This is a genomic window from Marinoscillum sp. (genome assembly GCF_965229915.1).
In the GTDB taxonomy this organism is placed as follows: Bacteria; Bacteroidota; Bacteroidia; order Cytophagales; family Cyclobacteriaceae; genus Marinoscillum.
In genome coordinates this window covers 2,221,446-2,235,389 of the sequence record NZ_CBDDJZ010000001.1, presented here as the reverse complement: position 1 = coordinate 2,235,389, position 13,944 = coordinate 2,221,446, and the positions used below count along the sequence as shown (strand labels likewise).

The 13,944-nt window shown below is 44.6% G+C and carries 8 protein-coding genes; 7 read left to right on the top strand and 1 reads right to left on the bottom strand.

Annotated elements, in window-relative coordinates:
• Positions 1 to 114 precede the first annotated feature (114 nt).
• From ACO067_RS09640 to ACO067_RS09610, 7 genes are all read left to right on the top strand, one after another.
• Positions 115 to 2,883 (top strand): hypothetical protein, encoded by a 2,769-nt coding sequence (locus ACO067_RS09640; protein WP_421873457.1) that lies wholly within the window; start codon positions 115 to 117, stop codon positions 2,881 to 2,883.
• A 27-nt stretch (positions 2,884 to 2,910) separates the two neighbouring features.
• A complete protein-coding gene (locus tag ACO067_RS09635; RefSeq protein WP_421873455.1) occupies positions 2,911 to 4,074 on the top strand; it encodes a hypothetical protein in 1,164 nt (387 codons plus the stop codon).
• A 130-nt stretch (positions 4,075 to 4,204) separates the two neighbouring features.
• The gene (locus tag ACO067_RS09630) at positions 4,205 to 5,611 is read left to right on the top strand and encodes a dicarboxylate/amino acid:cation symporter (RefSeq protein ID WP_421873453.1); all 1,407 of its coding nucleotides are present in this window, start codon (positions 4,205 to 4,207) and stop codon (positions 5,609 to 5,611) included.
• 79 nt (positions 5,612 to 5,690) lie between these two features.
• The gene (locus ACO067_RS09625) at positions 5,691 to 7,691 is read left to right on the top strand and encodes a tetratricopeptide repeat-containing sensor histidine kinase (protein WP_421873451.1); all 2,001 of its coding nucleotides are present in this window, start codon (positions 5,691 to 5,693) and stop codon (positions 7,689 to 7,691) included.
• A gap of 24 nt (positions 7,692 to 7,715) precedes the next feature.
• Entirely contained in the window at positions 7,716 to 8,459 is a 744-nt protein-coding gene (locus ACO067_RS09620; RefSeq protein WP_421873449.1) for a LytR/AlgR family response regulator transcription factor, read from the top strand.
• A 403-nt stretch (positions 8,460 to 8,862) separates the two neighbouring features.
• On the top strand, positions 8,863 to 9,447 hold the full coding sequence (locus tag ACO067_RS09615) for a NifU family protein (RefSeq protein WP_421873446.1): 585 nt from the start codon (positions 8,863 to 8,865) through the stop codon (positions 9,445 to 9,447).
• 98 nt (positions 9,448 to 9,545) lie between these two features.
• Entirely contained in the window at positions 9,546 to 13,289 is a 3,744-nt protein-coding gene (locus tag ACO067_RS09610; RefSeq protein WP_421873444.1) for a M43 family zinc metalloprotease, read from the top strand.
• A gap of 1 nt (position 13,290) precedes the next feature.
• Here the strand turns inward: ACO067_RS09610 and ACO067_RS09605 are convergent, their stop codons facing one another.
• Positions 13,291 to 13,869 (bottom strand): EF-hand domain-containing protein, encoded by a 579-nt coding sequence (locus tag ACO067_RS09605; protein ID WP_421873442.1) that lies wholly within the window; start codon positions 13,867 to 13,869, stop codon positions 13,291 to 13,293.
• Positions 13,870 to 13,944 lie beyond the last annotated feature (75 nt).

Below are 13,944 nucleotides of genomic sequence, written 5' to 3'. Positions count from 1 at the left end.
ATTTGTTTGCATGGTAAGGACATTTTCCCTTACTTCAATAGTTTCAATCACAGAATGGTATGATCTCATGCCCTTCTGGAATAACTATTTCTGCTAGCTTAAACCCATCTTGAAATGAATCAGCTTTCCACTTTGCTTCTGTCCGCTGTTATGGCTGTCTTCTTACTAAACTGTACGCCATCAGCTAAGGAACAATCCCTGGATGAGATGTTTTTAGAAGTGCCTGAGCGTTATGTTTCGCTAGATTCCACTATCAGAAATGAACTATTGGCAACTGGAAAAGCAACTAATGTCTTCCGACATGAACTGAGTCTCACTCGAGTTGCTGATGAACTATTTGTGATCAATGTGCCGGGTGAAGGTGACTTTACAAGATATGAAATATCCCTTTGGCGATCACCTGCGAAACCTTATATAGTGATACAGGAGCTTGGAGACGATATGGAAGGCGGGTTTTATAATAGAAAAATAAGTGTTTTATATCTGGACTCAGAATGGAAAGAAACAGATCTTGTTGAGTTGGGTATGCCTATGACCATTGGAGATTACATTGTCAATGAAAACCAACTTCAGGGATTTATTACGAACTCCAGAGCCTACTATTGGAAGAATGGAAAATTCGAATCAACCATCATAGACAGTGGAGAATCAAATGACCCTGAAGTTGGATCAAACGGTACTTATTCATCTTCTCGCATATCAGAAACACAAATTACCAAAACCGAATTCACCGAAGTATCTATTGATGAGAATAGGGAGAAAGCATCTCAAAGAATGCTTAATCTCAAAAGCCAGTTTGAGTCTGGGAGTGAGAATGTACCTTATGAAGGTGTCTTTTATCCTGAGTCAATTAAAGGCCTTATCAATGACAATGAAGCTCTACTTGGAACGATACAGCCCATAGAGGTTAGAGAGATGAACGGCTTCCTAATCTTTAGGTATCATAGATCCATAGAAGCAGAAGATATTCGTGGGATGGCCGAAGTGATCAGGATCGGTAAGAATGGCCAGTGGCTGGTTGAGTATTCCTATTTTACAGGAGGTGGAGTAGGAGCCACGCCTACACAGCATGAGGTTGAGGTTATTTGGTTGGCCAATCAATTTGTAATTCGCCGGAAGAATTCAGGCACCTTACCAATCATGGCTTGTATGGATGGTGTGAATATAGACGCCATGTGTGAAACATCCACTACTAACACGCTTACGCTCTCCAGCACCAATGACTTTACCCAGCCTGTTGTCGTACAAACCAATAAGGGAAGATCTCTTATTCCTGGCTCAAGTCTTAAAAATGAGATCACCGCAGATACAGATATTGAGCAGTTCGTTCAGGAACGGACCGCAGAGGGTGTAGAGTTATCTCCAGAGGACCTGAACTTAATACGCAATAAGCTCTACCAGTTAAAGATGGATAAGGTATCCGGTCCGGTCGCTTTTGCACCTCCGGTGGATTACGAAAAGGTGTTGTTAGCACTTCGGTCGAAAGGGCGTGATATCAGCTATAAATTCATCTATAAGTTGGGTAACGTTAGAGTCTATGAGTTAATAGAAGCGGACAAGTCAAGCCTGGTTTTTTTCAACACACTCAATCAACTCTTCTCTGGTGGTGACTATCACGAGGAAATTTTTGATCAATTGAAGGCAAATGGAGTGACACACTTTAGCCTGGTTTCAGGAACGGTGAAAGACACTAAAGATCTCACTGGTGATAGAGTGCCTGAGTTGATTGTTAACCAAATATCCAACTTTCGAACCTCATTTGATGGCAGCAGTGATGTCTATCGCATTACCAAATACAACGAACTGAAACCAGCTAATCTTTATGCTCCATCGGTGTTTGAAGGAGGGAATTGCGAGTACCTGCAAGGTTACGCCTCTAATATTAGCTTTACTGAAAAGGGCATAAAAATAGTGGATGAGCAAGGTGGATATGGCTGTGGCGATCAAAACTATGCATCCTCAGAGAGATACTATAAATGGGATAGCAAGACTGAGTCCTTTGTACATACCCAACCTCTAACTACTTTGATGGAGTATTTAGACTGGATCGAGCAGCATCCGGCTAAGTTTGGTGGTAGTGAAAGACCTTCCCCGGGTCCTCAAAAATTCAGCAGGTATTGGCTTGCCAAAGGCTATGCACCCCTGGCTGTGCTGAAAGGTGATAACAGACACATCGTCTTGCTTCGTAACATAAGTGACCATGGAGAGCCTAATTACAACTATCAGGTCGCCTTTTACTCTGACAAAGGGTTGATCGGGGAGCAGGCTGTGGTCTCCGGAGAAGCGCTGTATTGTGATCCGCCGGTCGTTGAAATCGCAAGAGGCTCATCTGCAAACTACATACGTGTATTAATGCCGGCCTGTCAAGATTCTGACAGAGAGGAAGAAGTGACTTTCTTTGAAATCAGGGACAATGACCTCTTAAAGCTTGAGCAAACCCCGGTGATTATAGAGGGTGATCCATTGACAGATCTGACCAAAGTAGCTGACATAGAGGGTATGGGACAAATAGTCCTTTATGCTACTTCCATGAAAGAAGGGCGAATCATTGGATTGTATGTAGAAAAAGATGATGCAACTCAGAAGCTCAGTCCTTATTCCACTGACGAGTGGATGATTGAAGAGGTAGTGATTGAATTTATCGATGTGAATGAGGACGCCAAAAAAGACTTGATGATTTTGACCACTTGTGTGACGGGAGTTGGAAAGAATGGCCTGGTGCCATTTCCAGTGATAGGTATATACCTCAATGAATCGGGTCAATTTGTACTGAGCACGGAGCTCTCAGATAAAGCTAAACTGGTAGCTGAAGATGTGGAAATGAACCAAGTGGGCAGTACCGAACTGAGAGAGATTGTGAAGCGTATGCAAATGGCTAACTAATTTTTCAATCCCTAAATAACCTCTACCATGAAAAAGAATTACTTCATACTCATCATTATACTCATTCTCTGGAGCTGTGGCTCCAAAACAGAATCAATCCAAGAAGACGCAGCTAATGAGGATCCGCCAGCACCTGAGGCGGCAGTTGCTACTCAGCTCACGGTGAAAGAACTATTCGTATTGATGCCCGATTCTATCAGTATGATTCCCAAGGAAGCGCGAGTTGACTTATCTGACAAAGGAGCTCACTATGGCAATGAGTTTGAGTATTCTTTATCTGCCAAGGATGGAATGATTACCATAAATGCTGGTAATATGGATAAAGAGTATGTGTATGAATATGTTCTTTTGAACTCGACTGATGCTGGCCAACTTATAGGTGTTTTGAAACGATCCACCGGTTACTGCGGTGGAGACTGTCCGGATGGCAAAGCCACCACTTTACAGTTCGGACTATTCAGGATTAGTGGTGAAAGTTGGTCACGCGTGACCCACAGCGTATTTCCTGACTATAACTCGGAAATGGTTAGTGGCACATCACTCACCAGTGATATGATTAGGACTACTTCACGAGATGAAATGGTGACAGAGTGGCGTTGGAATGGGTCCGTTTTTGAACAAGCCAACAAATATCCCTCGATAGCTAGCGTAATGGATGAATTATCAGGGATCGAGAAGTATTACGTGCGCAATGACCTTCGCAAACTTCACGGCTTGCTAAAGTTCAAAAAAGATGACCGATTGAGTAACTACTCTTCACAACTGGAAAAACTTGATGAGTCTGCCGGTTCGGTGTTGAACGTGACCTTGCTAGATGCACCCAATGGCTACATTGAGTACTCAGAGTCTATGAATGAGTGTGATGAAGCGATGGTCTATTGGAATAAAACAAATGGAGAAAAGCTGATTGGACATGTCACCAACTGTTGTACCATGTTTTGTGATGGGAGTATCGATTTCAAGCTGTACCAACCTGATTCCAAGAGTTATACCAGAGTCAATGGTGGTGATATAGTTGAAGGGTTGGATCTGGTGAAATCGCTTCGACCTGAAGGTCACATCGAGGGTGATGGATATGACAGTGAGTATATTCTGCCACAAAAGGGTAAAAACATTCGCTACTGTGTAGGGGAAGACAGGTGTCTGGACCTGATCTGGCAGGATGGCACCTTCGTGGTTAGCGATAACTAGTAGTCATAGTCGCGTATTGAGTACTTCAGGGCGGGAGTTACTATATTCTGGGGAATTTCGGATTAAGCGCAAGAACCAATAAATTGCAAGCTTAACCTCATCACAAACAGATACAGATACGTAACGGCTCATGAAGAAATTACCCCTCCACGTTAAGATCATCATTGGACTAATCCTAGGGATTATTTATGCGTTCATCTCCAGTGCCATGGGCTGGAATGAATTCACCATCAACTGGATTGATCCATTCGGCACCATTTTTATCAGGCTGCTGAAATTCATTGCAGTGCCTCTGGTACTCTTTTCTATTATTAGTGGAGTCTCAGGTCTCAGTGATGTGACCAAACTGGGGAGATTAGGAGCCAAAACCTTGGGAATCTATCTGATCACTACCGTTTCTGCCGTAGCTGTTGGTCTGCTGCTGGTCAACATGATCAAGCCTGGTGATTACATAGATAATGATCAGCGGGTAAAGAACCGCATCTCCTATGAGCTCTGGGTGAACGAAACCACTGGAGTCAAACCAAAAGACAACAAGGATTTCTTATCTGATCCCAAATATGCTGATGTGGTAGCGGAAGTGACCAATGACCCAGACTATGCCGCCCCAAAAACAGACATTTCAGATAAAATGGCTGCAGCCGAGCAGACCAAAGACGCACCTCCATTACAGTTTATTGTAGACATGGTGCCAGAAAACATCATCGAGAGTATAGCCAATAATAAACTGATGCTGCAAGTGATCTTTTTTGCGATCTTTTTTGGCGTCACCCTGGTGCTGATCCCTCAGGATAAGGCCAAACCAGTCATCGATTTTATCAATGGCGCCAACGAGGTTTTCCTGAAAATGGTAGAGCTGGTTATGAAAGCTGCTCCATTTTTTGTGTTTGCCTTACTAGCTGGGGTTATCGCCAAAATGGCTGATTCTCCGGCCGAGGTTTTCGAAATCTTCAAAGGTTTGGGATCGTATTCAATTACTCTTCTCATTGGACTTGCGTTCATGATTTTCGTTTTCTATCCGCTGATTGGTGTAGTCTTCATCAAAAAACTCGACTACAAAAAATTCTTTAGGAATATCTCGCCAGCTCAGTTCCTCGCCTTCTCTACCAGCTCTAGTGCTGCTACGCTTCCTGTTACTATGGAGTGTGTAGAAGAAAACATGGGAGTGTCTAAAAACATTGCCAGCTTTGTTCTGCCAGTGGGCGCTACAGTCAACATGGATGGGACCAGCCTTTACCAAGCCGTAGCTGTGGTGTTTCTTGCTCAAATGCATATGGTAGATCTTTCATTGGCTCAGCAGCTGACCATTGTTCTTACGGCCACTTTGGCTTCCATTGGGGCTGCTGCCGTGCCTAGTGCTGGCTTGATCATGATGATCATCGTGCTGCAATCTGTCGGGCTCAATCCTGCCTGGATCGCTATCATCTTTCCGGTAGATCGCATCCTGGATATGTGCAGGACGGTAGTAAACGTGACAGGTGACGCTACTGTGGCCACTTTGATTGCGAGCAGTGAAGGTGAGCTGAACAAGGACTAGTTTCTATTGACAACATGATTTAAATTGGCGGCTAAACCATGAGGTGAGTTCCCACGCCTTGTCAACCTAATTCGAACTCATGAAAGTACTTTTAGCGGTTATTCTCACTATTTGTGTGTCTGCTTCTGTTCATTCTCAAGCTTTGGACAGTCTATTGCAGCAGCTTCCTGAGGCTTCACCTTCAGAGCAGGTAGATATACTCACCGAGCTGGTATATCAGTACAGAAACTCCGATAGAGTAAAAGCGGATTCTTGCTTTCAGAAGGCAAGCGACCTGGCAAGTGAACTACGATACGAACATGGACTGGCTAAGCTATCTGCGGTGAAGGGAATTTTGTCCAATGATACGGGTGAGTATCGAGAAGGGATAGCTCATTTGCAGAAATCACTCCCCTATTTTCTGGCCAATGGAGATTCCAGTAATCTGGAGGATGTTTACAACAGTCTGGGGATATCCTTCAAGCGTCTCGGTCAGTTGGACTCTTCCAGTTATAGTTATCAGCAAGCATTGAGGTATGTGACAGATGACTATGGAAAAGCACGACTACTTATAAACATTGGGTCCAATTACATTTCTGAAGGAAAGCTGGACAGTGCTGCCCAAAACCACCTGGCTGCTGTTGCTGTGTTTGAGCGGCTTGATCATAAGGTAGGTCTAACCATTGCCAACCTTAATCTCGGTAACGTCTATTACAAGCAGCAGGACTATGACAATGCCATGCGATATTACCAGGTTAGTTTGACCAATGCAATTGCTGCTGATCATAAGCCGGTGCAAAGTAGAAATTACCTGAATATAGGTTCTATCCTCTCACAGCGTGATGAGTATGATTCGGCGCTTTATTACTTTGAGCAAGCGACAATACTGCAGCAGGTGATGGGAGATCAAACAGGACTGGCTGCTTCCTACAGGAATATCGGAGAGCTTAACCTGGAGAAAGGGGATTTGCGTGCAGCAGAGAAGTATTTTTTGCAGAGTGCAGCGCTATATGAAAAAGCTGGCCATGGGGAAGGAATTATCCGGGCTAATAAATTTTTGGCCAACCTATACCTGACCCGGATGGATTACGATCAGGCCATTCACTACATCAAACGGTCTATATCCAATGCACGGGATGCTGGTATGGTACATGAGCTACAACGTGCTTTGGAACTCGCTACTCAGATTTATAGAGCTTCTGGTGACTACCAAACTGCTTTCGAATTGCTGTCGGAAGAAAAAATGTTGGGAGACAGCATTTTTGCGGAAGAGAAAGTGAAGCAAATCAATGAGCTACAAGCACTCTATGAAACAGAGAAGAAAGACCAGGAAATAGAAAGCCTCTCTCAGCAATCTCAAATTCAGGCACTCCAACTGAGCCAACGAAATACCCAATTGGCTGTAGCCGGAGTGGCCATTTTGGTCATACTGCTGGCAGGGATGATTCTGTATCAGCGCCGCAAGTACAAGCACCAGCAGGCAGTGGCGAACATAGAGCAACGCATGCTACGTCTGCAGATGAATCCTCATTTTATTTTTAATGCACTTTCGTCCATTCAAAACTACATTTTGAACAGTGACACCAAAGAATCTGTCATGTACTTGTCCAAGTTTGCCAAACTGATGAGGCAAATATTAGAACACAGCAGAGAAGAGTTTATCAGTATAGAGGACGAAGTAGATATGCTGACTAATTACCTGCAGATTCAGCAACTACGCTTTAAGGATTCTTTCGACTTTCACATAGAGGTAGACGAAGAGCTGAGCAAAGCAGCAGTAACTATTCCACCTCTTTTTGCTCAACCCTTAGTGGAAAACGCACTGGAACACGGATTGCGAGGCATTGATTACAAAGGAGAACTCTTCGTGAAATTCACCAAAGCGAGTAATGGGGTCTATGTGGAGATTCGCGACAATGGAGTTGGGCTGGATCAAAAAGTAAACACTGACTCTGACCATCACTCGTTGGCGTCTACTATCACTGTGGAGCGTCTGGACCTCATGAAGGCGAAATTCAAATCCAACTTTGCTATGAAGCTGGAGCGCAATGATACAGGCAAGGGCACCACAGCTACCTTGAATATTCCGGCCTTGAGTTAACGAATTTCAATCTACATTTGAGAGATGCGAGCAGTCATAATCGATGATGAACCCTCACTGAGAGAATCCACCAAAACCTTACTCGGTATCTACTGCCCGGAGGTGACCGTGGTAGGTGAAGCTGATGGTGTGAAGACTGCAGTGGAGCTAATACGGTCTAGTAAGCCGGATTTGGTGTTTCTGGATATCGAAATGAGGGATGGACTTGGTTTCGATGTATTGCATGTATTTCCCGATAGGGCGTTTGCAGTGATTTTCGTGACCGGCCACAATGAGTATGCAGTCAAGGCATTTAAGATATCAGCAATTGATTACCTGCTAAAACCGATTGATCCGGAGGAGCTGGAGCGCGCTGTTACCAAAGCACAAACGAATCTGCACCGGAGTGTTTCGGGCATGCAGATCCAAACCCTGGCGCATCAATTGAATAATCGCGAGCTTACTAAGATTGTACTAAAAGATTCGGAGAAGGTATATCTCATTGACATTGCGGAGATTGTCCGCTGTGAGTCCAGTGACAATTACACGCGATTCTTTCTGACAGATAAGCGGTCTATTCTTGTTTCCACCACACTGAAGGAATACGAAAAACTATTAGATAGCCAATCTTTTTTCCGAACTCACCAGTCTCATCTGGTGAATCTGCGGCATATAGATCATTATGACAAACGCGAAGGAGGTACCCTGGTGATGAAAGATCAAAGTCGATTACCCGTTTCGGTTCGCAAAAAAGAGCAGTTGCTGAAAGCCCTGGAAAAGCTGTCATAATCGAATTCTAATCACCCGTATTCACTTACTTTTCTCAGCCAACCGAATACTCATTGCCAAACTTTGACGTGTTACAGTGATGATATCATTGTATTCCAATTCACCGTATGCAAAAGCGGCCCATACTATTTGGGTCGCTTTTTTGATGCTTTTCAAATTCTAATTGAGGACCAACATATTCTCGTTGGATGCACGGTAAAACTCATTTGTCCTGTATTGCTAATGGGGGATCATCCATTTTTAAACTAAAAACAAGGCGGGTTTTCACAGAAGGTGAAAACGGAATAGGCGGCTCGAGGAGCTGCCTTTTTTTGTTTTAAGGGTAAAACGATTCGAATAACTCTGGCATTTCTGAACTTTTCACCGACTTTTGCATTTACAACAGGAAGTAACAGAAAAGATTATGGAAGCAACTACAAAGCCACCTATCAGTATATATACCGAATCCAATCCTAATCCTAACTCACTGAAGTTTGTCGTGAACTTCCTGCTATTGCCGGAGGGAGTGAGTAGAGATTTTCCAGATAAGGAGAGCGCTAAAGAAGCACCACTGGCTAGTGAGCTTTTCGACTTTCCTTATGTGAAGCGTGTTTTTTACATGAGCAATTTCGTTACAGTCACAAAAGCCGAAGATGTAGAGTGGGCAGAGGTCAAAGGTGAGGTTCAAAATTTCATCAAGAGTTTTCTGGAAGCAGACAAACAAATCCTTACCGAAAAAGAAGTGGAGGAAGATCACAAGGTACAGGAAACCGACACGGACATTGAAGCCAAAATCAAAGGTGTTTTGGATGAATACATCAGACCTGCCGTGGAAATGGACGGTGGAGCCATCACTTTTGATTCTTTCGAAGATGGAAAAGTGAAGGTGTTACTACAAGGCGCCTGCAGTGGATGTCCATCTTCCACTATCACCTTGAAGGCCGGAATCGAAAACTTGCTGAAACGAATGGTGCCAGAAGTCACCGCGGTAGAGGCAGAAGGAGTTTAAATCGGCTTGTACAAATAATCTTATTTACCTTAAGTATATTTAAGGGCCTGTCATAGAGCTAAGTGCTACAAATGGCAGGCCTTTTTACTTTTTATGCTATGAAAACTCCACTCAGTCACCCCACATTGGCCCTATGTTTGATCTTTTTCGGTGCCATCTCGTCGTATGCCCAAAAGGTCAACAATCCATTTGGAAGTATGGGATCATCCCCAGTCATTCAAACTCCTCTAACCAGAAACTGCTACACCACAGTGATGGAGGATAAGCTACAAGCTAAATACCCGAATCGACTGAAAGAGTCCGAGTTTGAGTCTGTGTTGGAGCAATTGATTTCAGAAAAGACTAGTGGACGAACAGCTTCTGATGAGGTCTATTACATCCCAACTATCGTCCATATTGTCCACAATGGTGAAGCCATTGGCTCAGGGGCGAATATTTCTCTGGCTCAGATTGAGTCCCAATTTGATGTCCTCAATGAAGATTTTCGTCGCTTGGGTAATGGAAGCAATGATCATCCCGATGGTGCTGACGCTTATATTGAGTTTTACCCTGTACTGCAAGACCCGGATGGCAATATTTTGTCTGAACCTGGAGTCAATCGGATCAATGGAGGAAAAGTTTTCTGGGGTGAATCAGATATTGAAAACACGCTGAAGCCTGATTCATACTGGGATCCTGAGCGGTATTTCAATATTTGGGTACTGACTTTTGGTGGGGATCTGGACGGAGTATTGGGATACGCACAGTTCCCATCGCTATCAGGCCTCACAGGCCTTGCTGAGAATGGAGGACCTGCTGAAACTGATGGGATAGTCATTGGTCATCAGTTTTTTGGGACTACAGGGAGTGCAGTTTCACCTTTTGATCAGGGAAGAACCACTACCCATGAGGTAGGTCACTGGCTGGGCTTACGACATATCTGGGGAGATGGTGGGTGTACGGTAGATGATTACTGCAGTGATACACCACCTGCATCCGAGCCCAACTTTGGGTGCTCTGACAGTGATACCTGTCCTGAAGATGAGCTGCAGGATATGATTGAAAACTACATGGACTATACAGATGATGCCTGTATGAACCTCTTCACTCAGGATCAAAAATCCAGGATGCGCATAGTTCTGGAAAACAGTCCAAGGAGGCAATCACTTACCAGTGCTCAATGTGGAGATGCTGAAGTGGCAATGGCGGGTACTAATACCACTGAAACTCAGGGATGGTATACCTACACGGCATCTCAGGCTTCCATTGTCACGCTCTCATCCGTGGGCCAAACAGATCGCTCTACAGTCGTGCGAGTACATCCAGATTGTGCTGGCAATGCTATCATCACCAATGAAGCTGCTTTTGGTACCAACCAGTCAGAAGTGGCTCTGGCTATGGATGCGGATCAATCCATCTACATCTACTGGACTTTGTTGGGTTCTGAGGGATCATTCGACTGGACATTAACTTCCTCCGATCAGGTAGCAGCAGGAGCTTGTAGTCTGTCTGCGACAGCTTCAGAGGGGACCAATAGTCTGCCTGCTATTGATTTAAGAGAATATTGGTATAGTTATACCCAAACCGTCGCAGACGAGAAGATTACCATTAATAGCGCAGAGCCTTATCGGGTCTACACGGGCTCTTGTCAGCAGTTGACTCGACAGTTAGCCGGAGACGGTGAAATGGTGCTCACCAACATCCAGCAGGATGAGTCGATTTTCATCCAGTTTGAGGCTGATGGTGGAGCATTTGACTGGACATTGATATCTGAACCATTGGCGGAAGGTGAAGGGTGCACCACCGCAGCTACTGCCGTAGAGGGAATTAACAATACCACCATGACTGCTCATTGGTACACTTTCACCATGCCATACTATGGTTACCTGACACTGTCGAGCTCAGGGCAGACTGAGGCAGAGACGAGCGTGTCCGTATATGAGAGTTGTGATCTGGAACTGTTGTCAGGCAATGCAGATGATGGCAATGGCCAGACTGATTTGACATTGACCCTACAGGAAGGGAAAGAAATGAAAATTCTATGGGAGAACCTTTCATCGGATGCTTCATTCATTTGGAACTTGTCGGTAGAAGAAGTGCCAGCGGGGCTAGACTGTGAAAACCCAGCTCAGATTACCGCTGGTTCAGGCACCATTACCACAGATTTGGAATTGTTTTGGTCGGTATATACTGTCTTGGCCAATGGTCAAAAGCTTCTGATAGAGGCTGAGCAAGAGGTGGATATCTACGTGCTGTCGGACTGCCAGGTAACTGAAATATATGGAGAAGGAACTCAGGTGGTGGAGGCACTAGGAATGGAGCAGGGTGACGAGGTGCTCATTGCCTGGGATCAGAGCTTTCTGGACCAACCCGGAACAATTAATTATACGCTGATAGAGCAAGACCTTGAGTCAGGTGATCTCTGCACGTTGCCACAAACTGCTGTCCTTGGAGTCAATGAAAGTAGCGATGTGCCGATGTGGTTTAGTTATACACCCGAAACTGATGGAGACTTGAGTATAAGCTCGGTCGGGTTGACCACAACGGATACCTACTTGTATGTATTTGATGAATGTGGAGAGGCACCGTTTGCTGAAAACGATGATTTTGGAGATGGCTATCAAAGTAAACTGTTGCTGGCGGATATGAAGGCAGGAGAAACGTTTTACATCTACTGGGGAAACGAGTATTCCTCAGAGCCATTTGAGTGGAACCTTGAACAAATTACCATCAGTACTGGTGAACTTTGTGAGAACCCAGAGACAGCTGTGCAAGGAACCAATGAGGTGCCTGTGAGTGAGACCGGTTTATTTTGGTTTAGCTACACTATGGAGTCGTCCGATAAAAAATTGATTATAAGCTCTGAGTCGAGCGAATACGTTGGGGCAGTACCTGACTGTCAGGTTAGTGAAATCTACAGCAGTGGACTGTCAGGTACCAGTGTAGTAGGATTGAATGCTGGTGAATCGCTGTTAATAATCTGGGAAAACCAGGCAGCAACTGCTTTTACATTTGAACTGGAAGAAGTAGCTATTGAAGCCGGGGATGTATGTTCAGATCCGCTGGAGATTACCACTGGTCTACAGGAGGCACCTTCTGCTCCCATCTGGTATCACTTTACAGCAGGGAGTGCGGGTAATCTGGTGATCACGTCGGAGTACTTCACTTCTGAAGATACCTACCTGTTGGTCTATGACGCTTGTGGTGGTTTTCCGATTGCTGAGATTGATGATAGTGGAGAAGACTATCAGAGTACAGCCATTCTGGAAGTGTCTGCGGGCGATGAACTTTGGATCAATTGGATCGATACCTACTCTAATTTGGCTTTCCAGTGGGGATTAGCGATGGAAGGTGTTCCCGTGGTGGAATCCTCAGCGATTACATTGTTAGGTTTAGGCAATGACATAGAAGAGATAGGTCAGGTCGCAGCTTCTGATCCGAATGGCGATCAGCTCTATTATAGGATTACAAGCAGTGATCATGGGATTTTTTCTGTGGACGAGCTCAGCGGGGCCATTCTTGCTGATCTGTCCATGTGGCCCGATGGCGTTGACTCTTATTCACTTGATGTGGAGGTGACCGATCTGCTGGATACGGTCAGTGCCAGTGTGGACATAGAGCTGATGATGATTTTAGGTGAGAAGTTGTCTCATGGAAGCATCTATCCTAATCCGACAAACGGAATCCTACACCTGGATTTTGAACAAATGGAACGTGCAGAGTTTTATGACATGTCCGGCAGAAGGGTGCTTCAAGTCTCATCAAGAGAAGCAGATCTGTCTCAGTTAAAATCTGGAGTCTACTCGGTTCGTGTACACTCAGCTGGAGGTGTTAGTACCTTGCGGGTAGTCCTGGATAGGTAGTTTAGCTTGTATGGGCAGTAGAAGTGTTCTCCCAATCACCAAAGATCCAGTTGCCAGCAGCTTCTGGATCTGCGGATAAGAGAAAATCCTGAAAACCACTGACCATTTCTTTCAAAGATATTTTTCCATCCTTGTTACTATCCAGCTTTTCAAAGCCAATTTCTGAATAGCTTAGATCGATCTGGTAGATCCGAAACATGTCCAGGTACTCTTCTCTGGAGATCACATGGTCTGAGTTTTGGTCAAAAAGGTGAAAGATATAAGCAGCTGTACGGAAGATGTATCTCCGTGCAGTAGACGTTTCTGAGTCACTATCTGTTGTGAAAAACTGGCACCACTCCTCTCGGTTTATGGAGACATCTGACTTGCCCATGTCAGTAAGTAGCTGCACATAAATACGGAGTGCTTTGAGTCGCAGTTGTAGTCTATCCTTATCGCTCTCCGAGTAATTGAGCGTGTCACACATTTTCTCAGCTACTTCCACAAAGTCGTCAGGTTGGAGTAGTTGATTTTTATTGGAATCAAGAATATCAAATAAGTAAGAGAGCTTCTTTCTTCTCACATCATCTGGCGTGTTCATATGCTGTCTAGGTATGGTGGTTCACTAAAAATAGTTAGAATCTCAACGAATTCCATAACACTTGATCAAATTGAT